The organism is Nonomuraea sp. NPDC059194, assembly GCF_042754765.1.
Lineage (GTDB): Bacteria > Actinomycetota > Actinomycetes > Streptosporangiales > Streptosporangiaceae > Nonomuraea.
Genome location: NZ_JBHZBH010000017.1, coordinates 65,799 through 91,313 on the forward strand (window position 1 = coordinate 65,799; position 25,515 = coordinate 91,313).

Consider the following 25,515-nt stretch of genomic DNA (forward strand, 5'->3'; position numbering starts at 1 on the left):
AAAGAGTGTACGCCTGTTGGCGGGATTTCCGCGCCTCGACGCGCGCATCCATCACGGGTCTCGCACGCTGTGCCCGACTCTCGCCGTGCCGGGGCCGAGATCGGCCAGGGCGGTGGCGAAGATCTCGACGTCACGTCCCTGGCGGCGTGTCCGGCGACCACGAGGAAGGTGCTCGGTCGCATCGAGAAACGACCCGCGCCTCGGACCGGGGGTGTCCGGCCGCTCCGAAAGAGTCCCTGACAGGGGGTGTCCAGGCGCTCCGAAACCTCCCGCGCCCCGGCTGGAGGTGTCCGGGTGTTCCGCAACCTCCCGCGCCCCGGGTGGAAGTGTCCGGGTGTTCCGAAAGAAAGCGCGGCAGGAGGTCTCCGGGTGTTCCGAAGGAAACCGGCAGGAGGTCTCCGGGCGTTCCGAAGGAAACCGGGTGGAGGTGGCCGCTCCCCACGAGGTACGGCCCGCGTCCCTGGCGGGGTGCGGGCCGTACCGACAAGCAGGGGGTCAGCGCGACAGCTGGGACAGGTCCCGTGAGGCGCCCGTGGAGGCGGAGGTCGTCATCGCCGCGTAGGCCTGCAGCGCCACGCTCACCGGACGCTGGCGCTCGCGCGGCCGGTAGCCGCCCAGGTCGGCCAGCAGCCGCTCGCGCCGTTCGGCCAGCTCGGCCTCGGGCACCCGGAGCTCCATCACCCGGTTGGGGATGTCGATCTCGATGAGGTCGCCGTCCTCGACCAGCGCGATCGCGCCGCCCTCGGCCGCCTCGGGAGAGGCGTGCCCGATGGACAGACCCGAGGTGCCGCCGGAGAAGCGGCCGTCGGTGACCAGCGCGCAGGCCTTGCCGAGCCCCTTGCCCTTGAGGAAGGAGGTCGGGTAGAGCATCTCCTGCATGCCAGGCCCGCCCTTGGGGCCCTCGTAGCGGATGACGACCACGTCGCCCTCCTTGACCTTGCCGCCGAGGATGCCGTCGACGGCCTCCTCCTGCGACTCGAACACCACGGCGGGGCCGGTGAACTTCCAGATCGACTCGTCGACGCCCGCGGTCTTCACCACCGCGCCGTCGCGCGAGATGTTGCCGTAGAGGACGGCCAGGCCGCCGTCCTTGCTGTAGGCGTGCTCCCGGTCGCGGATGCAGCCTTCGGCCCTGTCGAGGTCGAGGTCGTCCCAGCGATTGTCCTGGGAGTACGGCTTGACGGTGCGGACGTTGCCGGGCGCTGCGTGCCACAGCTCCACGGCCTCGGGCAGCACGCTCTCGGAGGAGGGGTCCCACGCGGCGATGACCTCGCCGAGCGTGCCACCGTTGACGGTGTGCACGTCGCGGTGCAGCAGGCCCGCCCGGTCGAGCTGACCCAGGATGCCGGGGATGCCGCCGGCGCGGTGGACGTCCTCGATGTGGTACTTGTTCGTGGCCGGCGCGACCTTGCACAGGCACGGCACCCGCAGTGAGATCTCGTTGATCTCCTTGAGCCCGAAGTCGACCTGGGCCTCGCGGGCGGCGGCCAGGATGTGCAGGATCGTGTTGGTCGAGCCGCCCATCGCCACGTCGAGCGCCATCGCGTTCTCGAAGGAGTCCTTGGTGGCGATCGCGCGCGGCAGCACCGACTCGTCGTCGTCGTCGTAGTAGCGCTTGGCGATCTCGACCACGCGGCGGCCGGCGTCCTCGAACAGCTTCTGGCGCTTCTTGTGCGTGGCCAGGATCGTGCCGTTGCCGGGCAGTGCCAGGCCGATCGCCTCGGCCATGCAGTTCATGGAGTTGGCGGTGAACATGCCCGAGCACGATCCACAGGTCGGGCAGGCGTTCTCCTCCATCTCGAGGAGTTCCTCGTCGGAGACGGAGTCGTCGGCCGCGGCGATCATCGGGTCGACCAGGTCGAGCTTGCGGCCTGGCGTCTTGCCCGCCTCCATCGGCCCGCCCGAGACGAAGATCGTCGGGATGTTCAGCCTGAAGGCGGCCAGCAGCATGCCAGGGGTGATCTTGTCGCAGTTGGAGATACAGATCATGGCGTCGGCGCAGTGCGCGTTCACCATGTACTCCACCGCGTCGGCGATCAGCTCCCGGCTGGGCAGGGAGTAGAGCATGCCGCCGTGGCCCATCGCGATGCCGTCGTCGACGGCGATCGTGTTGAACTCGCGCGGGATCGCCCCCGCCTCCCTGATCGCGCCGGCGACGAGGTCGCCGACCTCGCGCAGGTGCACGTGGCCAGGCACGAACTGGGTGAAGCTGTTGGCCACCGCGATGATGGGCTTGCCGAAGTCGCCGCCGGCTACGCCCGTCGCCCGGAGCAGGGCCCGGGCGCCGACCATGTTCCTGCCGTGCGTGACCGTACGAGACCTGAGGGCGGGCATGTGCGCATCTCCCATCGCTAGCGTCTACACATGGTACGACCCTCGCTCGGTTGCTGAGACGCCTGTCCACGAGCCGGACGTCGGGCGGGCACATGCGAAGGCCGCCGCACCGGGGTGCGGCGGCCGGATCGGACGGGGGTCAGCCCTCGCCGTAGCGGGGCGGAAGCACCTGGGCGGCGATCTCGTAGAGGCGCTCGATCTCCTCGTCGGTGAGCGCGCGCTCCCGTTTGGTGATCCACTTGCGCGCCCTGGCGCCCTCGTAGACGTCGACGTCGCGGATCGTCATGATCTTCCAGGGGACGGGCGGGCCGTAGATCGCCAGCGATGCCACGACGCTGATCTCACGGCCGTAGGCCTTGCTGATCAGCTCGCCGGCCTGGGTCGCCTCCCATTTGGCCTCGGTGAGGCGGGCTTTCATGTCGAAGGGGCCGTGGAAGAGCTTCTTGCCCATCTGCACGCGCACCGGCAGGCGTCTGTCCCATTTCTCGGAGTCGACCGCGTAGACGCCCGTGGGACCGATGACCAGGTGGTCGATCTGCGCCTCACTGCCGGGAATCGCCCTGGCGTGGAGCGTGCGGTAGCCGCTGCGCTCCAGCCGCTTCAGCTGCGCCTCGGTCTTCCGCTCGGCGACCGACGAGCGCCGCCACGCGGGAACGGTCGAGTGCGACCTGGCGCGGTAGACCGTGTCGGCGATCGCGGCCAGGACGGCCGCGGTGATGCCCACGCGCACGTCGGCGACGAGGAAGCCCACCACGACACCGGCGGCGACGGCGATCAGGGCGCGCGTGCGCAGGTGCCGGTATCTGGGCTGTTGGAGCAGGCCGAGCAGAGAAGCGCGTTCGACGGGGGCGTACGTTGACGTGGGCGCGGAGTGCTCGGCTGCGGTGCCCTCATCCTCGGCAGGCCTGTCACTCACCCAGATCGGTGACGTAGTGTTACCGTCTTCTCGCTGCTTAGCGGAGTCCACGCTTACAAACGGTAGCTGAGCCCCCGGCCGGTGCCTACTGTTGGCGCGTCCATAGTTTTATGGCCCACGTCACCGAGTTGGCGGCCCCAATTCGGGGTATCTACCTCTTTTCCTCTCTAGACAACTCGGCCTACTCTGCGGTTCGTGGCGCACATACATGATCTCACCGCTCTTGAGCAGGCGGAAGCCGTCAGGCGCCGGGAAATCTCACCAGTTGAGATCACCGAGCACTACCTCGACCGCATCGAACGAATCGACCCGCAGGTCGGCGCCTATGTCACCGTGACCGCCGAGCGCGCGCTCGCGCAGGCCCGCGAGCTCACCGACCCCCACGGCCCCCTGTACGGCGTGCCGATCCCGGTCAAGGACCTCAACCTGGTCAAGGACGTGCCGATCAGGTTCGGCTCGGCGACGTACGAGGACTTCGTCGCCCCCGTCGACGACACGGTCGTGGAACGGCTGCGCGAGGCCGGCACCGTCATGCTGGGCAAGACGGCCACGCCCGAGTTCGGGCTGCCGTGCTACACCGAGACGTCGGTGTCGCCGCCCAGCCGTACGCCGTGGGACCTGTCGCGCTCGGCGGGCGGGTCGAGCGGCGGCGCGGCGGCCGCGGTGGCGGCCGGGCTGGCGCCCGCCGCGCATGGCAGCGACGGCGCCGGATCGATCAGGATCCCGTCCTCGGTCTGCGGCCTGTACGGCATCAAGCCGACGAGAGGCCGCATCAGCTTCGCCCCGATCATCCCGGATCTGGCGGGCCTGGCCACGAACGGACCGATCGCCAGGACCGTCGCCGACGCCGCGGCGCTGCTGGACGTGATGGCGCACAACAGCCCGGGCGACCTCTACCTCGCCCCTCCGCACGAGGGGACGTTCCTCGAGTGCGCGGCCAAGGACCCCGGCCGGTTGCGGATCGCCAGGTATGCCACGCCCGTCGTGGAGGGCGCCGAGGTGCACGCCGACGTGCTGGCCGCCTACGAGGAGGCGACCAAGACGCTGGAGGGGCTCGGGCACGAAGTGGTCGACATTCCCTCGCCGTTCGGCCCCGACCTGGTGCCGCAGTTCGTCACGATGTGGTACTCGTTCGCGTGCATGCACCCCGTCGCGCTCGACCGGCAGGACCTGCTGCGCCCACTGACGGCATGGCTGCGCGAGCGCGGCTTCGCCGTACCGGCTCCGACTTTTCTGCAGGCGCAGTCGTCGCTGCAGCTGGCCACGCGCCTGGCGCTGATGGCGACCGACCCCTACGACGCGGTGCTGACGCCCACGGTCACGCAGCCGCCCGTCCCTGTCGGCTGGTTCGAGGACGGCGGCGACCCCGAGGAGACCTTCGAGCGGATGAAGCGCTTCGCGCCCTTCCCGCCGATCTACAACGTGAGCGGCCAGCCCGCCGTCAACCTGCCGCTGCACTGGAACGCCGAGGGCCTGCCGATCGGCGTCATGCTGGGGGGACGGGTGGGCGGCGAGGGCACGCTGATCTCGCTGTCGGCGCAGGTCGAGGCGGCCAGAGGCGGGTTCTGGGGTGCGCGGAGACCGTCCGTCTGGTGACGGGGCTGGTCCGCGCGGCGCGGCGGGTTTACCGTCGTGGTGTGGACAGCGCGCTGGAGATCCTCGGCTTCCTCGTCGGCACCTCGCTCGGAGTGTTCGTCCTCATCAGCCTGGCGGTCATGCTGCCGGCCAGGAGGGTGGGCAAGCACGACGCCCCCGACGTCGTCTGGCTGGGCGGCCCCCAGCACAGCGAGTACGGGGTCAGCACCTCCGATCTGGTGCTGTCCGACCGAAGGGCGCCATGGGCGGCCACACCCGAGGTCGACTGGCTGGGCGCGGCGCGGACGGCCGAACCGGGCGGCCGGGCCGGCGGCGCCTCGGCGGGGTGGTGACGGCCATGCGCAGACTGACCGCCGCCCAGGCCGACGACGTCCGTACGGCTCTCGCGGCCGCCGAACGGCGCAGCGGGCTGCGCTTCGGCGCCTTCCTCGGCGCTCCCGTGGGCGGAAGACGCCACTTCGCCGAACGGCTGCACGCCGCCATGGGCGAGGAGGCGCCCGACGCGGTGCTCATCTACGTCGACGCCGCCGGCCGCGCGCTGGAGATCGTCACGGGTGAGACCGCCAGGCTGCGGCTGTCCGACGGCATGTGCAGGCTGACGGCGATGTCGATGGCCACCGCGTTCAGCGCGGGCGACCTCGTCGGTGGCCTGCTCTACGGGATCAACTCCCTGGCCGAGCAGGCCACACGACGGTAGGACGGCAGGCCGTCAGTGGATTTACGCCGCCGTTTCCGACAGGTAGGGCGCCCACTGGGGATCGCCGACGAGCTGGGCGCCGATGAGCCGCCAGTGGGCGCCCCTTGGCACCGCCGGGGCGACGTGGAGCGTCCACCCCAGCTCCTCCAGGAACTTGTCGGCCTTCCTGTGGTTGCACGGCATGCAGGAGGCGACGCAGTTCTCCCACGTGTGCGTGCCGCCCCTGGAACGGGGGATGACGTGGTCGATGGTCTCGGCCCGCTGGCCGCAGTAGGCGCAGCGGAAGTCGTCGCGACGCATGAGCGCCGCCCGCGTCAGGGGGATGCGGGACCGGTAGGGGATGCGGACATATCTTCGGAGCCTGATCACCGACGGCACGTCGACCGTGCAGGTGGCGGAGCGCAGGACCGCTCCCCTGCCATCACGGTGGACGACGTCGGCCTTCTCCCTGAGCACCAGCACGACGGCGCGGTGCAGCGAGAGCGTGGTCAGTGGCTCGTAGGTGGCGTTGAGCAGGAGTACTTGGCGCATCAGGGGGCCACCCCCCGACGCACGGGTATCAAAGGGGCCAAGACCCCTGTTGGCGGTCCCTCCTGGGACCCGGTCGCTTCCGTCACGTGGACCTCCGCCGGACGGTCCAACGGATGGTCACCACGGCACCGTCCTTCACCCAGTCTGGCGTTTACGGCATGTCCCCGCCACCCATTACTGATGACCGCAGGGACGCGCGATGTCATTTATGCCCGGTCTACTTGGGCTTTACGCGTCGCAGGTAGGGTTCAGGCATGTACCCAGCCGCTCGCCGAGACGAGATCGTCGAGACCCTGCACGGCACCCCCGTGCCCGACCCCTACCGATGGCTCGAAGACTCCGACGATCCGGAGGTGAAGGGCTGGCTGCTGGCGCAGGAGGAGCTCTTCAGCGCGCAGGCCGAGCCGCGCAGGTTCAAGGAGCGCATCGCCGAACTGCTGCGCTCGGGCTCGGTTGGTGTGCCCGTCTGGCGTGGTGAGCGCCACTTCTTCTCCCGCCGCACCCCCGACCAGGAGCACGCCGTCTACTACGTCGTCGAGGCCGACGGCACCGAGCGCGCGCTCATCGACCCGATGGCCATCGACCCCTCGGGGCTGACCACGCTCGACGCCGTGCAGCCCGACAAGGAGGGGCGCCTGCTGGCGTACCAGATCTCGGTCGGCGGCGACGAGGAGTCCTCGCTCTACATCATCGACGTGACGACGGGCGCCAGGGTCGAGGGCCCGATCGACAGGTGCCGCTACTCGCCGGTCGCCTGGCTGCCGGGCGGCGAGGCCTTCTACTACGTGCGCCGCCTGCCGAGCACCGAGGTGCCCGAGGGCGAGTCGCAGTTCCACCGTCGCGTCTACCTGCACCGCGTCGGCTCCTCCACCGAGGACGACGTGATGATCTTCGGCGACGGCCTGAAGATGACCAACTACTACGGGGTGTCGGTCTCCCGCGACGGCCGCTGGCTGCAGATCTCCGCCTCCGAGGGCACCGCGCCGCGCAACGACCTGTGGATCGCCGACCTGACCGCCTCCCCCGCCGAGCGGCCCGAGCTGACCGTGGTCCAGGAGGGCGTCGACGCCCAGACCGGGCTGGTCTTCGGCCGTGACGGGCGCATCTACGTCCACACCGACCGCGACGCGTCGCGCGCGCGGGTCTGCGTCGCCGACCCCGCCGACCCGTCCGTGTGGACCGACCTGATCCCCGAGGACCCCGAGGCGGTGCTGAGCGACTTCGCCATCCTCGACGACCTCGAGCGGCCCGTCATGCTGGTCGGCTGGACCCGCCACGCGCTCAGCGAGATCAGCCTCCACGACCTGGCGACCGGCGAGAAGACCGGCGAGGTGCCCACGCCAGGCCTCGGCACGATCGGCGGGATCTCCGAGCGGCCCGAGGGCGGCCACGAGGCGTGGTTCGGCTACACCGACAACACCACGCCGCCGACCATCCAGCGCTACGACGCCGTCACCGGAGAGACCACGCTGTGGGCGGCCTCCCCCGGCGCGGTCGAGGTGCCGCCGGTCAAGACGTCGCAGGTCGTCTACCAGTCCAAGGACGGCACCGACGTCCGCCTGCTGGTGATCGAGCCCGTCGACCGCGAGGGGCCGCGCCCGACGATCCTGAACGGCTACGGCGGCTTCGGCATCTCCATGACGCCCGGCTACTCCGCCTCCATCCTGGCCTGGGTCGAGGCGGGCGGCGTCTACGCGATCGCGGGCCTGCGCGGCGGCGGCGAGGAGGGCGAGGACTGGCACCGCGCCGGCATGCTCGCCAACAAGCAGAACGTCTTCGACGACTTCCACGCCGCCGCCGAGCACCTGATCGACACCGGCGTCACCACCTCCGAGCAGCTGGCCGTCTCGGGCGGCTCCAACGGCGGCCTGCTGGTCGGCGCCGCCCTCACCCAGCGGCCCGACCTCTACGCGGCCGTGGCGTGCTCGGCGCCGCTGCTCGACATGATCCGTTACGAGCTGTTCGGGCTCGGCGCGACCTGGAACGTCGAGTACGGCTCGGCCGAGGACCCCACGCAGTTCCCGTGGCTGTGGGCGTACTCGCCGTACCACCAGGTGCGTGAGGACGTGTCCTATCCGGCGACGCTGTTCACGGTGTTCCAGTCCGACACCAGGGTGCACCCGCTGCACGCGTGGAAGATGTGCGCGGCGCTGCAGCAGGCGCAGGCCGGCGACGCGCCGATCCTGCTGCGCAACGAGACCGAGGTGGGCCATGGGGCGCGCTCGGTGAGCCGCACCGTCGACCTGGCCGCCGACCAGCTCACCTTCCTGGCCAAGCACACCGGCCTCTGACGGCCCGGACGTCCAGGCCGCGCGTCGCGAGGCGGCGTATCGTCGGGGCATGGGCGCGACGGCGGCCGACCCGGCCTCATCGGCGCTGGGCCTCACCATGGTCCAGCGCACGCCGGGCGCCGCCCTGCGCCCCTACGTCACCCGGCTGTGCGCCTACCGGGAGCACTACGCGAGCCCGGTCGTCCGCACCGAGGTGGCGATGCCGGGCGCGGTGCTCATCCTCGCCTTCGGCACGCCCATGGAGGTCGGCGGCGCGCGGCTCACCTCGTTCACCGGCGGGCTCGGCGACCGCTACACCGTGACCAGGATGGCCGCCCCGACCGAGGGCGTCGAGGCCAGGCTCACCCCGTTCGGCGCGCGCCGCCTGTTCGGTGTCCCGATGAGCGAGGTGGCGAACCTGGTGGTGCCGGTCGACGACCTGCTGCCCGGCTGGGGCCCTGCGACGGTCGCCAGGCTCGGCGAGCTCACCTCGTGGCGCGACCGCCTGGCGGCGGCCGAATCGCTGCTGGCCGCCCGCATCCTGCCCGCTCCCCCGCCCGACCCGCGGGTGGTGTGGGCGTGGAAGCGGCTGCTGGAGTCGTCGGGATCGGTCAGCGTGGCGTGGCTGGCGGATTCGCTCGGCTGGAGCCACCGACACCTCGTCGCCCGCTTCCACGACCATGTCGGCCTGACACCCAAGGCGTCGGCCAGGGTGATCCGCTTCGACCGGGCCATGAGCCTGCTCCGCTCGGGCGCGGACCTGGCGCAGGTGGCGGCGGCGTGCGGCTTCTACGACCAGCCGCACATGAACCGCGAGTTCCGCGCGATGGCGGGCGCCACGCCGGGTCAGATTCGTCCAAGACCGCAGGCGGGCGCGGGCGCAGACTCGGATACATGAAACGAACCGTTTTCGCGCTGGCCCGCTACCAGGACGTCCTCGCCGCGGCCGAGTTCCTGAGCTCCGCCTTCGGGTTCGTCCCGCACCAGGTGATGGACATCCACGCCGAGATGCTCGTCGGCGACGACATGATCATGCTGGGCCAGGGCAAGCCCGGCGGGCCTGGCGTCTACGTCGCCGTGGACGACCCCGACGCCCACCACGACAAAGCGGTGGCGGCGGGAGCCGTCGTCACGATGGAGCTGGTGGACCAGCCGTACGGGTCGAGGGAGTACGGGTGCAAGGACCCGGAGGGCAACCTCTGGTTCTTCGGCACGTACCGGCCCTGACCCTTGCCACGTCTGCACGATCAGCCGGAGTCCCGCTGGAGTACGCGTGAAGGACGGGCGGCCACCGGTGAGGGACGGTGGCCTTGACCCGGCTTGCCGTACGAGAAGGGAGATCAGCGGGGGAAGACGATGGTCTTGTGGCCGTCGAGCAGCACCCGCTGCTCGGCGTGCCACCTGACGGCGCGCGCCAGCGCGACGCACTCCACGTCGCGGCCGATCCCGACCAGGTCCTCCGCCGAGTGGCTGTGGTTGACGCGCGCCACCTCCTGCTCGATGATCGGCCCCTCGTCCAGGTCGGAGGTGACGTAGTGCGCCGTCGCGCCGATCAGCTTCACCCCCCGGTCATGGGCCTGGTGGTACGGCTTGGCGCCCTTGAACGACGGCAGGAACGAGTGGTGGATGTTGATCGCCCGGCCCGCCAGCTTCTCGCACAGGTCGCTCGACAGCACCTGCATGTAGCGGGCCAGCACCACCAGCTCCACCTGGTAGTGCTCGACCAGCGCCAGGATCTCCGCCTCCTGCCTGGGCTTCGTCTCGGACGTGACGGGCAGGTGGTGGTAGTCGATCCCGTACGACTGCGTGAGCGGGCGCAGGTCCGGATGGTTGGAGGCGACGGCGACGATCTCGATGTCGAGCAGCCCCGAGCGGACCCGGTACAGCAGGTCGTTCAGGCAGTGGCCGAACCTGCTGACCAGGATGAGCACCCGCGGCTTGACCGACAGGTCGCGCAGCTTGAACTCCATGCCGAGCTCGGGGGCCAGCGCGGCGACGGCGGCGGTGAGCTCGTCGTGCGGCAGGGCGGCTTTGAACTGCACCCGCATGAAGAACCGTTCGGCGCTCTGGTCGCCGAACTGCTGGCTCTCGGTGATGTTGCAGCCGCTGCGCGCGAGCAGGCCGGAGACGGCGGCGACCACGCCGGGGCGGTCGGGGCAGGACAACGTCAGGACGTACTCGGCGTTCATATCGTGACTCTCGTCGGGCGTCTTACGGCTGATCTGGGCAGAGTATCGCTCCCCCGCGCCCTCCACTTCCTCCTGGTGAACAGTCCCATCTTGGACCCGAAGCAGGCAGATTGCGGGTTGTGATCCCTACGCGGGTGGGATTGGGTGGAACGCATGCCCGTGGAGGTGCTGGTCGCCTGCCTGTTCGCCGTCGTGTCCGGGATGAACGACGGCGGCGCCCTGCTGGCCACGGGCCTCAAACTCCCCACCATCCGGCCCATCGTCGGCGTCCTGACCCTGGTCCTGCTGACCGGCCTGGTGCCGCTGGTCTCCCAACAGGTCGCGCTGACGTTCGTCACCCGCCTGGCCACGTTCCAGGGGCCGAACGCCTCCCGCGCCATGATCATCGCGGTGTTGTCCGCCATCGCGGTCGTCCTGGTCCTCAGCCACTACGGACGGCCCACGAGTCTGACCCTCGCCATCGTCGGCGGCCTGACCGGCGCGGGCCTCGGCGCCGGACTCGAGGTGTCGGCAGGATCCGTGCTGCTCGTCCTGGCCGTCGGTCTGCTCGCCCCGTTCGCCGGAGCGTTCGCCGCCTGGGGCGCCACCCGCCTGCTCGTCGCCGTGACCACCAGCAAAGGGCTGTCGAGCTGGCACTGGGCGGGATTCGTCCTCCAGTGCGTCGCCTACGCGGCCAACGACGGGCAGAAGATGCTGGCCGTCTTCCTGATCGCCCTGGGCAGCGGGGGGCCGTCCGTCTCGTTCGGAGCCGCGCTGCTGTTCGGCCTCGGCACCCTGTACGGCATGCCCAAGGCCGGCCGCACCCTCAGCCGCGAGATCATCGTCTCCCGCCCGCTCCACGGTGTCGCGGCCGAGCTCGGATCGGGCGTGACGGTGATCGGGTGCGCGGCGGCGGGGATGCCGGTGAGCATGACCCAGTCGATCGCGGGCGGCCTCATCGGAGCCGGTGTCGCACTGGGCGGCGGCAGGGTGCGGTGGTATGCGGCCGTCAAGATCGTCGTCGCCTGGGTCCTCACGTTGCCGGTCGCCGGACTCCTCGCCTGCGTGACAGCCTTCGCCTTCCGAGGGATCGCATGAGACGACGGCCGAGCGGGTGCGGGAGGTGAAGGGGCCGACAAGGGTCGGCACGGGCGCTGGTGAGAATGTGAAGGAAGCGGGCGGAGGTGGCATGAAGCGGCTGAGTCGGATTCGCGACCTGTTGGCGGGCAGGATGGACGGTGCGCTCACCGAGGCGCTCGTCGGGCAGTTGGCGGCGACCAAGCAGGGCGCCTGGCTGGCCATGGCGATGATCGGCGGCGAGGTGGGCAGGACCGGCGCGCACGAGCAGATGCGTTCCATCGAGCATTTCGGCGACACCGAGCGCGCCCGCCTCGTCGAGGAGCTCAGGAACGCCCTGGTCACGCCCATCGACAGGGAGGACCTGTTCCGGCTGTCCCGCTCGATCGACGACGTCCTCGACTCGCTGCGAGACTTCGTGCGGGAGTCGCACCTGTATCGGGTGCCGGATCAGATCAGGTTCGCTCCGCTGCTGGACCAGGTGATCGTTGGCATCGAGGCGCTGGAGAGCGCGGTGCGCGATCTCGCCTCGCGACCCTCGGCGGTGGTCCACGACGCGTTGGAGGCGAAGAAGGCGGGGGGCGCCGTCCGGCGGATGTACCAGTATGAGATCGCTCGGATCTTCTCGGGTGAGTTGACGGCTGACGCGATGAAAGAGCGGGAGCTGGTCCGTCGGCTGGAGATCGTCGGCATGGCCATCGGCGACGCGGCCGACGCCATCGCCGACGGGGCCATGAAACGCTGAGCAGGGGACCGACCCCGCGACCCCATCGGCTCCAGGTAGCAGGCCCCATCCGGTCCGGCACGCGACCTGATCCGGTACGGCATGCGGGCGGCGATCCCCGAGCGGGCACCGATGGGCACCCGGTAGGTCGAATGCAGTGGCACGTCGGAGACAGGCGCGAAGTCCTGCTGGAGTAGCGTGATCGACGGATGGTCACCGGTGACCGCGGTGGCCTATCGAGTGCTTGCCGTACAGAAGAAAAGACACCACGGAGGGGAACGCCCGTGAGCAGCGACCGGCCGGCGGCGAGAGTGGTGTGTCTTGATCTCGACGGCAGGGTCCTGCTGATGCACTGGTACGACCGCGTCAGCGACGAGACCATCTGGGAGCCTCCCGGAGGCGGGCTCGATCAGGGCGAGACGCCGCTCGAGGCGGCCAGGCGCGAGCTGGCCGAGGAGACGGGCCTGCCGGGTGACGCCGTCCAGGACAGATGGGTCGCGGTGGAGCGTGACTTCACCTGGCTGGGCGTTCGCTACGTGAAGGTCGAGCCGTTCTTCGTGGCCCGCTTCGACGAGGCGAGTCCCCGGGTGAAGCCGGGCGAGCTCACGGAGGAGGAGAGCGAGGCCCTTCTCGGGTACGGCTGGTTCGGCGCCGAGGAGCTGGGCTCGCTGCCGGGTCGTCTCGACCCGCCGGAGCTGCCTGAGGTGATCAGGAGCCTGAGCTAGCAACGTAGGCGGCCACCTCGTCGGCGTCGAGGAAGTCGGCCGTGCGCCCGTCGTCGTGCTCGACGTGGAAGCCGCCGTCCACGCTGATCTTCAGCGAGCCGGTGATGAGCACGGGACCGCCGCGCTCGGGCGGGTCGTACCTGTTCTGGAGGAGCGTCAGCCGCAGATGTCTGACCAGGAGGGCGCGTCTGCCGGACTCGACGAGCCGGTCCTGTACCCACCCCAGCTGCTGGATCTGTTCTTCTTCCACCCGTTGGGTGTAGACGGCACCCATAAGCGCCACACGTCCTTAGATCGGTGAGATTCCCCTGTCGTGACCCCAGCGTGCATTCAAGTGACTACTCTAGGTATGGATTCGGGTGCGACACCTGGAGTGTGTGAAGCCCGGCCGCTTTTGTAGAACCTCTGTAGAACCGGAGTCCCCCGATGCCTGCTGCACGCGAGCTCGATCCGAGCTCCAGCCCGCTGGCGTTCTTCGGCTCGGAGCTGAGGGAGTTCCGCACGCGTGCGGGGCTTTCCCAGGAGCAGTTGGCCGAGCGGTTGAGCTATTCGCTGTCCCTGGTCTGCGCGATCGAGCTGGCCAGGCGCACGCCGTCGCGTGACTTCGCCGAGCGTGCCGACCTGGTGCTCGACACCGGCGGGTCGCTGCTGCGGCTGTGGCCGTTGGTGCGGAAGGCGGCCTATCCCGCCTGGTTCCGTCCATGGCTGGAGATCGAGCAGACGGCGCGCACGCTGCAGACGTGGCAGCCGCTGCTGGTCCCCGGCCTGCTGCAGACCGAGGACTACGCGCGGGAGGTCTTCCGCAGGGAGCCTGCCGCGACGGCGGAGCAGGCGGAGGAGGCGGTGGCGGCCCGCATGACCAGGCAGGCCGTCCTGCGCCGACCCGATCCGCCGATGTACTGGGTGGTGCTGGACGAGTGGGTGGTCCGCAGGCCCGTCGGCTCGGCGGCGACGATGCGCGGGCAGGTGCGGGCGTTGCTGGAGTCGGCCGAACTGCCGAACGTCACCGTGCAGGTCGTCCCGGTGGACGCCCAGGCGGTGCCGGGCCTGACCGGCGCCTTCGTCATCGCGAAGGTTCCCGGCGAGCCCGATCTCGTCTATCTCGAGTCCGCGGGCGAGGGGTACGTCACGGATCGTCCAGGCGATGTGGAATCCATCGCCCGCAGAATGGACGTGATCAGGTCACTCGCCTTACCGGTTCACGCAAGTCTAAATTTGCTGTCGAAAGTGGAGGAGAGCATATGAACCACCTCACATGGCGCAAGGCCCGTCGCAGCGGCGGCAACGGCGGGGACTGCGTCGAAGTAGCCGTCCTCGACACGCCCGGGGACGTCGCCACGCACAAGCCGGAGCAGGACAGGCTCTTCGTCCTGCGTGACTCCAAGGACCCTGACGGACCCAGGCTGTTCTTCACCGAGGCCGAGTGGAACGCCTTCAGGCTCGGCATGAAGGACGGCGAATTCGACGATCTGGCCTGATCAGGCGCCAGATCTCCAACCGTGCACAACACCCGACCCGGGCTCGCGGAGGCGTGCCGCGCGCCCGGCTCGGGGCTCGGGGCTCGGGATCCGGACCGGCCGTGCCCGAGGCACGGGGCTCGGACCGACCCTGCCCGATGAAGGGGCTCGGGCCGTACCCTGCTCGGTCGTCGGCAGGCGCGCCGAGCAGGGTACGGGCCTCAGCTGGTGAGGCCCCTGTGCGGGAGGGAACGCGCGGGCAGGGCGCGGGGAGCCGTGACGGGCAGCGGCCTGTCCCGCGGCGGCAAGGAGCGGGCGGGCAGCAAACGGGCGGGCAGGGATCGAGCGGGAAGCGGTCGGGACGGCAGGTCGCGCCGCTCGGAGCCGTGAACGGGAGTCAAGCGATCACCTCGTTGTGTGCGGTTGACATCAGACCGCGGAGCAGCGGCCCGCAGGCGCGCTCGTGCTCCGCCTCCACCGGCAGCCCTTCGGCCAGCCTGGCCTGGTAGAGCTCGCGTTCGCTCTCGTTGGTGTAGAGCTGCGCGGTCAGCCCGACGACGACGGTCACCCCGGTGCCGCCGCGCGGGATGACGGCGACGGCGTGGGTGCGCAGCCAGCTCTCGTCGGCTCCGCCGTACCAGCCGCACTTGATCGCGGCATCGGGTACGGCCAGCGCCTCGCGCACGCCGAACGCCTGCCCTTCGGGCACCTCGCGCATCCAGGACAGCACGTCGGCGGCGACGGGGTCGCCGGCGAAGGCGGCCTGCGCGAGGGCGGTGTAGGCGGTGGCGACCTCGGCGGCCGCGACCTCGACCGAGCCGAAGCGGGACGGGTCGCCGTTGCCCCGGCTCCAGGCCGCGCCGGTGCGCCGCTGGATCTCCTCGAGAATCACCGCAGGGCCCACGGCCAGCCACAGCGCCCGCGTGTCGCTGTTGGAGGAGGAGACGACGGCAGGCTCGGCGTGGCCGCGCCAGAATCCCTGGTCGGTGAGGTGGGCGGCGGCGGCCCAGCAGTACAGCGGCTTGAGCAGCGAGGCGCAGCGGAGCCTTTCGAGGCCGTGGGTGAGCGTGATGGTGCGCGACGGCACTGTCGTGGCGGGCCCGCTCACGCCCCTGGTGATCGCGGCGGCCTGCGCGCTCGCGCCTGGGCGCAGGTCATGGAGAGCCGCGGCGAAGCTCGTGCTCATCGGCCGATGCTACAACGGGCTGAGGCCTGAGCGGCGCCCGCTCGCGGTGGGCGCCGGGAGCCGGACTCACCGCGGGCTCCAGGTCCCCGCTGGGAGAAGAAACCTCCGCCCCAGTGGCAACTTTGCCAGTCTCAGATAAAGAATCTTCCCCCGCTCACCCAAGGGGGAGAATCCTCCACCCGAAGTTTTCTCCCGCCATCCCGCGACCGTCCGACCCCCGGCCTCACGATCCCCCGATCCCGCACCCCGCGACCCCGCGATCGTCCGATCCCGCACCCCGCGACCCCGCGATCGTCCGATCCCGCACCCCGCGACCCCGCGATCGTCCGATCCCGCATCCCGCGACCCGGCGATCCCGCGTCGGGTTCGCCGATGTTCAGAACCCGTAGCGCGTCCACACCGCCGCGAGCCCGATGACGGGCAGCGCCAGGACGGCGAGCCAGCCCAGCACCCGCCAGCGCCTGGCCAGGCCGGGCGTGGCCAGCAAGGCGGCCACCGTACCCGCGGCCGTGAAGGCCAGGCCCGCGCGCAGCACCTCCACCACCTCGTACGGCGAGGACGGCACGGCCTCGCCGAAGCCCCTGATCGCCAGCAGCACCGCCGCCGCCGTCACGGCCACGCGGCGGGCCGGGGTCACGGCCACGCGGATGAGCAGCGGCACCGCCGCCGCCAGCACCACGACCGTCACCACCAGGTAGGCGCTGAGCGTCGGGTAGAGGCACGGCCAGTCGCCGCAGCGGGTGGCCGTCCTGGTGGCGTTGATGGCCACCCACCACAACGCGCCGAGGCTCCCGTAGATGGCCGCCACCCGCCCCAAGAGCCGCAACATCCCCCCATTGTGTGCGATCACGCCACCAGACGCGCGATCACTCCATACCCATCGCGCGCAGGGCCATAGCCCTGTTCACGTAGAGGTCGGGCTGGGGATCGAGCTCTATCGCCCTGGTCAGGTCGGCGACCGCGCCCTCCGGATCGCCGCGCTCGTAGCGCAGCGCGCCCCTCGCCGCCCACGCCGCCGCCAGCTCGGGCGCGGCGGCCAGGGCGGCCTCCAGCGCCCGCGCGGCCTCCTCATGCCGTCCCGCCGCGGTCTCCAGCTGGCCGAGCACGGTCAGCAGGTGCGGATTGAACGGATCGACGGCGAGCCCCGCCCGCACGTCGGCCATCGCCTCCGCGTCCCTTTCCAGGCCCGCCAGCAGCCCCGCGCGGTTGACGTAGGCGTCGAGATAGCTCGGGTCCAGCTCCATCACGTGCCCGAAGTCGGCCAGCGCCGCCTCGTCCTCGCCCAGCGCGACCCGCGCCTCCGCCCTGTTGTAGTACGCCTCTGGCAGCGGCGGGCTCATCGCGATCGCGCTCTCGTAGTCGGCCAGCGCCTCCGGGTGACGGCCCAGCACGAACCACAGATTGCCGCGGTCGAGGTAGTAATCGGGGAAGGCCGGGTCGATCGCGATCGCCGCCGCGTAGTCCTCCAGCGCCTCCTTGGTGTGGCCGAGCGCGGCCAGGAGCTGTGCCCTGTTTGCCAGCAGCACCATCCGGTGGACGGGGTGGCGGTCGGGCAGCTCGCGCACCGCCAGCTCGATCGCGGACTCCACCAGCTCCAGCGCGGCTTCGAGCCGCCCTTCGCGCAGCTCGATCAGGGCCAGCCCGTTGCGGTCGAAGCCCAGCTTGAAGGCGCGGTCCGGCACCAGGGTGGAGATGGCGATGGCCTGGTTGATCCAGCCCCTCGCCCTGCCCAGGTCGCGTCGCCCGGGGTCGGGGTGGCGGGCGTCGAGCATCGCCGTGCCGTACGCGGCCGCGGCGTGCATCGCCGGGTCCTGGCTGCTCCTGCGCACCCGCTCCCAGAGCTGTCTGGCCTCCTCGTGCCGGCCGAGCCCGCCGAGGGCGGTCGCCGCGCGCTGGGCGAAGCGCCACCAGACCTGTCCGCCCGGCTCTGTCCTGGCCATCCCCCGCGTGCCCAGCTCGGCCACCGCGTGCAGGAAGCCCTCGCGGACGCAGTGGTCGACCAGCTCCCACAGCTCCGCCGTACTCCTGCGGTCGTCGGCGGGCGCGGGCCCCTCGTCGTGGATCTCGATGCGCAGGTGCTCGGCGGGGATCCGGCGCGCCATCACCTCCAGCAGCTCGGCGTCCGTCGGGTCGGCCTGCGCGGCGTTGAGGACGACCAGCGCGCTCCCCCGAGGGATGGTGGCGGCGACGAACTCGGCCAGCCCGTTGGCCAGCCGTAACGTACGGCGGGGCGCGGGCACGAGGATGCGCTCCTCGTCAGGCAGGTGCGCGTCGATCGTGACGCGCCTGGCGGGCACCAGCGGGCGCAGCGCCGGGGCCGCCGCCCTGATCTCGATGTCGTAGGCGGACACGAGATCAGGGGAACGTTCCAATGCGCCTGGTACCAGTCGGGACAGCAACGCCGCGGCCACGGTGTAGGGGCCATGGGGGTGCCGGTGCGCGTCGATCGACGGCATCAGCAGCGGCGTCGACCCCGCCCCGGACGGGAGGCGCATCTCGTCAGGTCACCCCTTGTGGATGACGGAGGCGGTGCCGGTCAGCCGGGCGGTGCCTGACTTTCTGACGACGATCCTCTTCATGCGTCCTCCCCTGTTCGGTAAAGCCACATGTAGTTGAACTGTCGACAAACTTCAATACCCATAAGGAAGCAGTCTGAATTACCGCACCACACCGATATCTGACGCCTCTTCCGGCTCAGTTTCCAAGGCAGGGACGGGCCGCAATGCGCACAAACAACGTCCGCTGAAGGGAAATGTCAGACATCCCTCCGTTGCCGGCAACTCCTGCCTGGATCTGATGATCTCCGTGGCGTGCTCGATCAGTCGCTCGATGTCGGGACCACTGCTCCGGCGGGTCAGCGAGCACCACGGCTCGGCGTCGGGATCGCGCTCGGCCGCCCTGATCCAGCAGTCCCTGACCTGCTCCAGGTTCACTGGGACAGGCTGGGCCGGGGACGCGCGCTCGGGCGTGCGCAGCGACGCGAGCGCCTCCGCCGCCTGCTTGGCCGCCCTGCGCAGGCTCTCGTCCGCCTCGGGCGCCTGCGGCACCCTCGCCGGCGGGTCGCCGACCACGACGGGCTCACCCTTCGACGGTACGGCCAGCAGCATCGCCGCCGCCATGAACGGCCCGCCCACCAGCACGCTCATCCCGACCGGCTCGTCGCACAGCATCGCGATCAGCGCCACCCACAGCGGCTGCGACGACAGCAGGACCGCGCTCGGCACCGCGTGCAGGTGCCGCTGGCCGAAGGACCTGGCCAGGAAGCCGAGCGCGCACGACACGATCGCCAGGTGGCCGAGCTTCAGCCAGCCGTACGGCCCTGGCGGCGCGTCGAGCCCGTCGGGCACCGCCACCACCCCCGTGAGCAACCCGATCGTGAGCAACTGGATGACGGTGATGGCGTAGGCGTTGAAGTTGGACCTGGAGAAGTTGGCGAGCACCAGCGTGTGGCAGGCGTACAGCGCCGCCGCGCACAGCGTGAGGCCGAGCGCGACGGGCGCGAACTTGACCCCGTCGCCCTTCATCAGCGCGAACACCGCCACCCCGACGAGGGCGAGCGCCACGCCGTACCAGACGCGCCTGGGGACCCTGACGCGGAACAGGACCAGCGCGAACACCGGCGTCATCACGACGTTGCACCCGACGGCGAACCCCGAAACCGCGGAGGAGAGGTCGTCGAGCGCGAAGGCCTGCATCGCCTGGCCGACCCCGAACATGATCCCCAGCACGATCCCCCGTGACCAGGTGCCCTTCGTCAGCCCCGTCAGGCACGTGGGCCTGATGAGGAACAGCGCGACCGCGGCGATCGTGTAGCGCTCGGCGAGAAGGTCTGTCACCGACATGTGCAACGGCTCGTCGATCAGACTCTTCATCAGCGGAAAGGCCGACCCCCAAGCGGCGCTGACGAACAACAGAAGCACGGCTCCCAGGAGGGGTCGGGGAGCGGGCACCACTGCCATGCATCGCAGCATCTCACTACGGGTGACGCGCTCTGACGCGCGGCGAGCAGCCGGAGGGGTTGCTGTTACACGCAGGCGGAAGACCATACCTCGCGGGCTCCGCAATACCCCTCCGAGCGATAACGGCAAACCTCCCAATCACCTCAGACACTCATGCATCACCCACCTCTTTTCGAGTGCCCGTCGGACGGCATCGGCCTCATCGGGGAGGGCCGCGCGGGGCGCCGGGGGATGATCCATCCGGGCTCCGGGATGACGGGTGGGCGTTCACGAAGCAGGTACGGCCCCGCCTGAGATGCCGCGTCGCCAGCGCCTCGGTCCAGGTGTCGTGCGAGTCGGTCGCCTCGTCGAGCACGAGGAGCGCCGGGGTCGGCGACAAACGCCCGCCGCTCCCCCGCGCTGAGTCCTCGGTGACCTCGTGGGAGCGCATCAGCGGAGTGAGCAGCGTCGTCTCGCCAGGGCTTGCCTAGCCGACGATGGAGGTCGTCTCCCCCGGCGACATATTCTCCGGCATCGGCGTGTCCTGGTCGTCCCGGAAGCCGACCCGGTGGAAGAGGACGTGTCCGCAGGGAGCGGGAGAGCGCCGCGGGTGGGCTCCGGCGGTGCCTGCTCGGTGGCCCGGCAGTTCGGAGACGCGCTCAGCCGAGGCTATGCCCGCCTGCACGAGCGGCGACCAGGCTGACCGGGCTTGACAGCGGGCCGTGAAGGAGCGGGCGCACTACCGACGTAGACCGCCGGGCGTCACGCCGAGCACGGGTGACAGCGCGTCGAGGCCTCTCCCGAGCGTCCTGCGCGGCGCCCGCGGTGGCAGCACGCCAAGACCCCACCCGAACGCCTTGCGCAGCGCCCGCGGCGGCAGCACGCCAAGGTCCCACCCGAACGCCTTGCGCAGCGCCCGCGGCGGCACGCCAAGACCCCACCCGAGCGCCGCTTCCGTGGCGTGGGCGAGCGAAGAAGCAGCCGACGAACAGGTGGAAACCGGGGCGGCGGCACAGCGCTCTGAGCTGGTGGTTGGCGCCGCTCTTGGCGGCCGGGTGGCTCGGGCTCCTGACGAAGCGCGGGGCCATGCCACCCACCCGCCCGGCGTCTGTGGCCGGTGGCGTGCCGTTGACGAGGCGCGAGCCTACGCCACCCACTCACCCGGCGTCCGTGGCCTGCGGCGTGCCGTACCTGGGGGTGAAGATCGCAACCGGAACAGGGCAGGGGCGTCAGGCGTGGGGCTGAACGCTCAACGGCATGAGGCTCTTCTCACCGTAGATCACGGTGTGGTCGCCCACCTGCCGCCTGGACAGCTCCGTCCAGCCCTGCCGTTCGTACAGGGCCAGCGCCGCCCCCTGGCTCACGGTCGTGTCGCCCCGCAGCCTGGTGAAGCCGAGCATCACCGCCCGCTTCTCCAGCGCCGCCAGCATCATCGCGCCGAACCCGCGCCGCTGGAAGTCGGGGTGCACCCGCAGCCTGCACACCTCCACGGTGTGCTCGCCGAGCGGGCGCAGCCCGCCCATCGAGACCAGGCGCCCGTCCGCCTCGCCGACGAGGAACTCCCCTCCGCACCCCAGGTAGACCTGGTGGATGCGGGGGAAGTCGTCGTCGTAGTAGACCCCGTCGCCCGGCACGATGCCCACCTGTGCCAGGCACACCTGGTGAAGTGAGTAGATCGCGTCGAGGTCGGACCAGCGGTAGCGCCGGATGGCCAGAGTCATGCCTTCTTGCTCCCGATTCCCATGAGCTCGTAGAACTCCCGGAGGGCGGGAAGGTCCTTGCTGCCTCCGGGCGCGGCCTCCACGGCTCTGCCGAACTCGATGGCGGGCCGGACGATGAAGTCGGTGCGGTACTCGGGCTTGATCTGGCGGGCCGCTTCGATCGCGACCTTCAGCGCCTCGTCGATGTCGCCCTCGATGAGCCGGCACTGCGCCATGTCGAGCCTGATCAGCGTCTGGTCGAGGATGTGGTCGGAGTATTTCTCCAGCGCCTGTTCCAGCACCATGTCGGCCTCGATCGTCTGCCCCAGCTTGGTGAGCACGTCGCCCTGGTAGAAGTAGAGCTGCCGTTCGGTGTAGCCGAAGGCGAGGTCCTCCTGCTCGTGGGCCTTCATGTGGCTGAAGGCGTTGCGGGCCTTCAGCAGCGCGCGTTTGGCCTGGTCGACCACTTCCTTCTTGCCGTTGCTGCCGGCCAGCAGCGCGAGCGCGCGGGCCTCGACGACCGGAGCCATGGCCTGGGCGACGCAGGGCGTCGCTCCTGCCAGGTCGCGGCTCTGCTTGGCGAGGTTGAGCGCCTCGCGCGCGTCGCCGTAGTAGAGCGGCACGAGCGATTCGCGGGCCATGATCCACGCGCGCAGCGCGCGGTCGCCAGTCTCGTCGGCGGCGGTGCGCCCGGTGCGGAAGAAGGCACGGGCGAGCCTGTGGTCGCCGATGTTGATCAGGATCATGCCGCTCAGCCCGGACAGCTGGGCGGCCATCCTGCATAGTCGTTCGGCCAGGTCGGTCGGCTGGCGGCGGGCCATGGCCGCTCGTACGGCGCTCAGCTCCAGCAGCACGTCGCACAGCAGCCGCATCGGCGGCGTGCTGGAGTACTGGCGGCCGAAGGCGAGCGTGGTCTCCTCCCACTGGTCGAGCATCGCGGGCGAGACCGTGGCCATGACGAGCGTCTCGTCCATGCGGCGCCTGATGCCCTCGACGGCGCCCAGCAACGAGGGCGGGATGTCGCCGATCGGGCCGGTGGCCGCCTGGTCCAGAAGGTTTAACAACGTCCTGCGCAGGACGTTCTCGTCTTCCTCCGCGGCCCCGTCGGGTCCCGCTGAGTCGCCCGCGGACTGGTTGAGATACACGTCGCGCGGGCGGGGCGGCTCCGCCCTGTCGTCGTCGCCGCCCGGCCGCCCGCCCGCCATGCGGTGGCCGTGGCCACAGATGCACGGGCCGTCGTAGCCGAGGGAGACCGGCTCGACGCGGTAGACGGTGCACAGGTAGTGGAGGTACTCGGGGCCCGGGCGTTTCAGGCCGCTCTCGTAGGCCGACAGCAGCGTCTCGCCGATGCCTGGGGCCGGTTTCTGATCACGATCGAACAGCGCTCGCACCTGTTCGATGACATCGGCCAGCGCGATGCCGTGAGCCAGGCGATGCCCCTTGATCTTCGTCGTGCCGAACTGGGGGCTGCATGTCTCGTGGATCTCTTCGGCGATCTGAGCACATGATCGGCCGCTGGCCAGACCCTTGGCTCGGATCCGCCTGGCGATCTCCGTTTCCCTGTGCTGCCTGCCGGACATCCCGGCCCCTCTCTGTGAGCCGCAAGGCACCTACCTGACGCAGAGTAGCGGGAGGGATGCACTCTGCCTCAAGAAAACTATGAACCATTAGTGACAGGAAGAAAATGGTCCCTTGAAGCTTAGGGATAAGGATCGTCCTCCAGGGGACTGTTTCTTACATCCTTCGAGGGTCAGGGGCACTCCCGGAGGGGGTCCAAGCCGCGTTGACCGGGGCGGGGGTCATGAGTCATCTTTCTCTCACCAGCAAAGATTCGGCCAAGGGAGGCTGAGAGGGTGGGCGATGATTTCGGGCACCTGGAGCGTTTGGTTTCCGAGCTGGACGCTCGCGGAATGCTCGCGAGGGTCGTTCGGACGCACTCCGGACGCCTGTTCGTGAGAGTGATCAACCCCAACGCGACCAGCCTGGCCGAGAACGTCACCTGCCGGCCGTCCGAGGAGGTCCGCGACTGGGACTACTGCTGGTCGTGGGGAGAGCCCATGCACAAGGCCGACGATCCCGCGGGCGCAGCGACCAAAATCGCGCGCGTGCTCGCCGCGGTAGGGGAGTGACCATGGCGGAGGCCAGGGTGGAGCGCAGCCACCTCGGCCCACCGCCCCCACCGCGGCCCCACGGGGCCGACGGGGTGTCCGGTGCGGAGGGTCTCCCGTCCAGGGAGTCCCTGGCCACCCCGTCGGTTCCCGTGCTCCACCACCTGCGCGCAGGCGACCGCCTGACCCACCACAGTCTCGTACGGCATGCGAGCCGTACGCGTAGAAGCGTTCTGCGGGTCCGCCCGGAGAACGACCGGGGGATCCCTCCCGGAACCGTTCGGGGCATGCTTCCGGGTGCATGTCCCGTCCGAGTCGATCGTCACCGGTTCGTCAGCTCCCGCCCTCCGCGGCCCCGGGAGCTGACGGGCCCGTCTTCCCCGGCGTGATGTGACGACGGCCGGTTCGGTCGGCAAGTATCTTTTGGGGCGTTACCTCCACTTGATATGCCGACCGAACCGCTTCCGGAGAGGGATCTACCTCGTGTTCCTGCTTGCCACGCCAACACCGTCGCCCACGCCGACGGGCTCGTTCGACCCTGCTTCCGTGGTCAACGGCATCAGCAAGGCATGCGAGAGCGACACGATCTTCTTCTGTCAGGGCGTTCGTGACTTCCTGCCCGGTGGGGTTTGGGCTCCGATCGTCGCCAGCATCATCACGATCGTCCTGATTCTGCTGATCGCCATCGTGGTGAGAAATCTCACCCACCGGCTGATCACCCGCATCGTCAACAGGGCGGCCAGCAGCGCCTCGATCACCGGACGGCTGCGCAAGAGCCACGCCACCGACGGCATCGACGTCCTGCTCCACGAGCGCCGCAAGCAGCGGGCCGAGACCATGGGCTCGGTCCTGCGCCACATCGCCTCGATCGTCATCATCGGCACCGCCGTCCTGACCGTCCTCGACCGGCTGACGATCCCCATCGCCCCGCTGCTGACCAGCGTCGGCATCCTGGGCGTGGCGATCGGCTTCGGCGCCCAGGAGCTCGTCAAGGACTTCATCGCCGGCATGTTCATGCTCATGGAGGACCAGTACGGCGTCGGCGACGTCATCGACGCCGGCGCCGCCATCGGCACGGTCGAGGCCGTCACCCTGCGCGTCACGAGGCTGCGTGACGCCGACGGCCGTGTCTGGTACGTCCGCAACGGCACCATCACCCGCGTCGGCAACGAGTCGCAGGGCTGGTCACGCGCCTACATCGACGTGCCCGTCGCCTACGACGCCGACGTCCCCGCCGTGCGCGACCTGCTGAAGCGGGTCAGCGAGGAGCTGTGGAACGACCCCGGCTACCGCGAGAGCGTGATCGTGGAGGAGCCGGCCGTGTTCGGCATCGAGCAGATCTCCGACACCTCCGTCGTTTTCCGCGTCTCGGCCAAGACGCTGCCGTCCATGCAGGCCGAGGTGGCGCGCGAGCTCAGGATGCGCGTCAAGGCCGCGCTCGACGGTGCGGGAATCGCGCTGGTCGCGTGAGCGCTTACTCATAGGAAACCTGCTAAGTGGACTGCCACTACGACCCTAACCAGGCACAACAGTGGAGTGGCAGTCTGGCGAGCAGGTTTCCTATGAGTTCGAAGGGAGCGGTCAACGTCCCTGACGTTACGGCGGGATGCGAAGTCCCGCTGGAGCGGCGTGGGAGGACAGGCGGTCAGCGGTGACCGCGGTGGCCGTGGCCCTGCCTGCCGTACAGAATGGATAGCCTGAGATCGTGACCGAGGGTTCGTTTTATGAGGCCGTGGGCGGCGAGGAGACCTTCCGCCGGCTCGTCCACCGCTTCTACGAGGGGGTCGCCGACGACCCGCTGCTGCGCCCGCTCTACCCGGAGGAGGACCTCGGCCCCGCCGAGGACCGGCTGCGCGGCTTCCTCGTCCAGTACTGGGGTGGCCCCAAGACCTACAGTGAGCAGCGCGGCCACCCCCGGCTGCGCATGCGGCACGTGCCGTTCGTGATCGGCGAGGCCGAGCGCGACGCGTGGCTCAAGCACATGCACGACGCCGTGCAGGACCTGGCGCTGCCCGAGGAGCTGGAGAACCGGCTCTGGGACTATCTCGTGATGGCCGCGCACAGCCTGGTGAACTCACCCGCGTAGCG

The 25,515-nt window shown here is 70.1% G+C and carries 26 protein-coding genes; 14 read left to right on the forward strand and 12 right to left on the reverse strand.

The genetic code is table 11. The features are described 5' to 3' along the window. Positions 1–495: 495 nt before the first annotated feature. Both ilvD and ACFXJ8_RS21470 read right to left on the reverse strand, forming a co-directional pair. The gene (gene ilvD / locus ACFXJ8_RS21465) at positions 496–2,334 is read right to left on the reverse strand and encodes a dihydroxy-acid dehydratase (protein ID WP_379645681.1); all 1,839 of its coding nucleotides are present in this window, start codon (positions 2,332–2,334) and stop codon (positions 496–498) included. Positions 2,335–2,473: 139 nt separating this feature from the next. Further along, positions 2,474–3,250 carry a nuclease-related domain-containing protein gene (locus ACFXJ8_RS21470; protein ID WP_379645682.1) on the reverse strand — a complete coding sequence of 259 codons (777 nt, stop codon included), beginning with the start codon at positions 3,248–3,250 and terminating at the stop codon, positions 2,474–2,476. A 195-nt stretch (positions 3,251–3,445) separates the two neighbouring features. Here ACFXJ8_RS21470 and ACFXJ8_RS21475 point away from each other — a divergent pair, with 195 nt between their 5' ends. From ACFXJ8_RS21475 to ACFXJ8_RS21485, 3 genes are read left to right on the forward strand one after another with little or no spacing between them, the layout of a single operon-like run. Continuing rightward, the gene (locus ACFXJ8_RS21475; protein WP_379645683.1) at positions 3,446–4,846 is read left to right on the forward strand and encodes an amidase; all 1,401 of its coding nucleotides are present in this window, start codon (positions 3,446–3,448) and stop codon (positions 4,844–4,846) included. A 41-nt stretch (positions 4,847–4,887) separates the two neighbouring features. Continuing rightward, a complete protein-coding gene (locus tag ACFXJ8_RS21480; RefSeq protein ID WP_379645684.1) occupies positions 4,888–5,178 on the forward strand; it encodes a hypothetical protein in 291 nt (96 codons plus the stop codon). Positions 5,179–5,183: 5 nt separating this feature from the next. Then, positions 5,184–5,543 carry a DUF5130 family protein gene (locus tag ACFXJ8_RS21485; RefSeq protein WP_379645685.1) on the forward strand — a complete coding sequence of 120 codons (360 nt, stop codon included), beginning with the start codon at positions 5,184–5,186 and terminating at the stop codon, positions 5,541–5,543. A 21-nt stretch (positions 5,544–5,564) separates the two neighbouring features. On the opposite strand, the gene ACFXJ8_RS21490 is transcribed toward ACFXJ8_RS21485, so the two are convergent. Next, a complete protein-coding gene (locus ACFXJ8_RS21490; RefSeq protein WP_379645686.1) occupies positions 5,565–6,074 on the reverse strand; it encodes an HNH endonuclease in 510 nt (169 codons plus the stop codon). Positions 6,075–6,328: 254 nt separating this feature from the next. Here ACFXJ8_RS21490 and ACFXJ8_RS21495 point away from each other — a divergent pair, with 254 nt between their 5' ends. From ACFXJ8_RS21495 to ACFXJ8_RS21505, 3 genes are read left to right on the forward strand one after another with little or no spacing between them, the layout of a single operon-like run. Continuing rightward, positions 6,329–8,365 carry a prolyl oligopeptidase family protein gene (locus ACFXJ8_RS21495; RefSeq protein ID WP_379645687.1) on the forward strand — a complete coding sequence of 679 codons (2,037 nt, stop codon included), beginning with the start codon at positions 6,329–6,331 and terminating at the stop codon, positions 8,363–8,365. 49 nt (positions 8,366–8,414) lie between these two features. After that, on the forward strand, positions 8,415–9,242 hold the full coding sequence (locus ACFXJ8_RS21500) for a helix-turn-helix domain-containing protein (RefSeq protein WP_379645688.1): 828 nt from the start codon (positions 8,415–8,417) through the stop codon (positions 9,240–9,242). Beyond that, entirely contained in the window at positions 9,239–9,571 is a 333-nt protein-coding gene (locus ACFXJ8_RS21505; RefSeq protein WP_379645689.1) for a VOC family protein, read from the forward strand. Before ACFXJ8_RS21500 ends, ACFXJ8_RS21505 begins: the two co-directional genes overlap by 4 nt. 113 nt (positions 9,572–9,684) lie before the next feature. On the opposite strand, the gene purU is transcribed toward ACFXJ8_RS21505, so the two are convergent. After that, positions 9,685–10,533, reverse strand: coding sequence for a formyltetrahydrofolate deformylase (gene purU, locus ACFXJ8_RS21510; RefSeq protein WP_379645690.1), 849 nt, complete (start codon positions 10,531–10,533; stop codon positions 9,685–9,687). 153 nt (positions 10,534–10,686) lie between these two features. On the opposite strand from purU, the gene ACFXJ8_RS21515 reads away from it, so the two are divergent. From ACFXJ8_RS21515 to ACFXJ8_RS21525, 3 genes are all read left to right on the forward strand, one after another. Next, positions 10,687–11,610 carry an anion permease gene (locus ACFXJ8_RS21515; RefSeq protein ID WP_379645777.1) on the forward strand — a complete coding sequence of 308 codons (924 nt, stop codon included), beginning with the start codon at positions 10,687–10,689 and terminating at the stop codon, positions 11,608–11,610. A gap of 91 nt (positions 11,611–11,701) precedes the next feature. After that, on the forward strand, positions 11,702–12,334 hold the full coding sequence (locus ACFXJ8_RS21520; RefSeq protein ID WP_379645691.1) for a DUF47 domain-containing protein: 633 nt from the start codon (positions 11,702–11,704) through the stop codon (positions 12,332–12,334). Positions 12,335–12,597: 263 nt separating this feature from the next. Then, positions 12,598–13,038: an NUDIX hydrolase gene (locus tag ACFXJ8_RS21525; RefSeq protein ID WP_379645692.1), complete on the forward strand. Its 441-nt coding sequence runs from the start codon at positions 12,598–12,600 to the stop codon at positions 13,036–13,038. Here the strand turns inward: ACFXJ8_RS21525 and ACFXJ8_RS21530 are convergent. Further along, positions 13,022–13,312, reverse strand: a complete 291-nt coding sequence (locus tag ACFXJ8_RS21530) for a hypothetical protein (RefSeq protein ID WP_379645693.1) — start codon at positions 13,310–13,312, stop codon at positions 13,022–13,024. The two genes, ACFXJ8_RS21525 and ACFXJ8_RS21530, sit on opposite strands and share 17 nt — an antisense overlap. A gap of 152 nt (positions 13,313–13,464) precedes the next feature. Between ACFXJ8_RS21530 and ACFXJ8_RS21535 the strand changes: the two genes are divergently transcribed. Together ACFXJ8_RS21535 and ACFXJ8_RS21540 are read left to right on the forward strand one after the other, a co-directional pair. Further along, a complete protein-coding gene (locus ACFXJ8_RS21535) occupies positions 13,465–14,283 on the forward strand; it encodes a Scr1 family TA system antitoxin-like transcriptional regulator (protein ID WP_379645694.1) in 819 nt (272 codons plus the stop codon). Beyond that, the gene (locus tag ACFXJ8_RS21540) at positions 14,280–14,516 is read left to right on the forward strand and encodes a DUF397 domain-containing protein (protein ID WP_379645695.1); all 237 of its coding nucleotides are present in this window, start codon (positions 14,280–14,282) and stop codon (positions 14,514–14,516) included. Before ACFXJ8_RS21535 ends, ACFXJ8_RS21540 begins: the two co-directional genes overlap by 4 nt. A gap of 376 nt (positions 14,517–14,892) precedes the next feature. Here the strand turns inward: ACFXJ8_RS21540 and ACFXJ8_RS21545 are convergent, their stop codons facing one another. From ACFXJ8_RS21545 to ACFXJ8_RS21575, 7 genes are all read right to left on the reverse strand, one after another. After that, entirely contained in the window at positions 14,893–15,681 is a 789-nt protein-coding gene (locus ACFXJ8_RS21545; protein ID WP_379645696.1) for a hypothetical protein, read from the reverse strand. Positions 15,682–16,057: 376 nt separating this feature from the next. Continuing rightward, positions 16,058–16,510, reverse strand: coding sequence for a hypothetical protein (locus ACFXJ8_RS21550; protein WP_379645697.1), 453 nt, complete (start codon positions 16,508–16,510; stop codon positions 16,058–16,060). Positions 16,511–16,547: 37 nt separating this feature from the next. Next, positions 16,548–18,176, reverse strand: coding sequence for a tetratricopeptide repeat protein (locus ACFXJ8_RS21555; RefSeq protein ID WP_379645698.1), 1,629 nt, complete (start codon positions 18,174–18,176; stop codon positions 16,548–16,550). 162 nt (positions 18,177–18,338) lie between these two features. After that, complete coding sequence (locus tag ACFXJ8_RS21560) at positions 18,339–19,727, reverse strand: DMT family transporter (protein WP_379645699.1); 1,389 nt, start codon at positions 19,725–19,727, stop codon at positions 18,339–18,341. A gap of 631 nt (positions 19,728–20,358) precedes the next feature. Continuing rightward, on the reverse strand, positions 20,359–20,547 hold the full coding sequence (locus tag ACFXJ8_RS21565) for a hypothetical protein (protein WP_379645700.1): 189 nt from the start codon (positions 20,545–20,547) through the stop codon (positions 20,359–20,361). A gap of 301 nt (positions 20,548–20,848) precedes the next feature. After that, a complete protein-coding gene (locus tag ACFXJ8_RS21570) occupies positions 20,849–21,340 on the reverse strand; it encodes a GNAT family N-acetyltransferase (RefSeq protein WP_379645701.1) in 492 nt (163 codons plus the stop codon). Continuing rightward, positions 21,337–22,899 (reverse strand): XRE family transcriptional regulator, encoded by a 1,563-nt coding sequence (locus tag ACFXJ8_RS21575; protein ID WP_379645702.1) that lies wholly within the window; start codon positions 22,897–22,899, stop codon positions 21,337–21,339. Before ACFXJ8_RS21575 ends, ACFXJ8_RS21570 begins: the two co-directional genes overlap by 4 nt. A 330-nt stretch (positions 22,900–23,229) precedes the next feature. Here ACFXJ8_RS21575 and ACFXJ8_RS21580 point away from each other — a divergent pair, with 330 nt between their 5' ends. From ACFXJ8_RS21580 to ACFXJ8_RS21590, 3 genes are all read left to right on the forward strand, one after another. Beyond that, on the forward strand, positions 23,230–23,448 hold the full coding sequence (locus tag ACFXJ8_RS21580) for a hypothetical protein (protein ID WP_379645703.1): 219 nt from the start codon (positions 23,230–23,232) through the stop codon (positions 23,446–23,448). Between the two features lie 462 nt (positions 23,449–23,910). Further along, on the forward strand, positions 23,911–24,897 hold the full coding sequence (locus ACFXJ8_RS21585) for a mechanosensitive ion channel family protein (RefSeq protein WP_379645704.1): 987 nt from the start codon (positions 23,911–23,913) through the stop codon (positions 24,895–24,897). A gap of 235 nt (positions 24,898–25,132) precedes the next feature. Beyond that, entirely contained in the window at positions 25,133–25,513 is a 381-nt protein-coding gene (locus ACFXJ8_RS21590; protein WP_379645705.1) for a globin, read from the forward strand. Positions 25,514–25,515 lie beyond the last annotated feature (2 nt).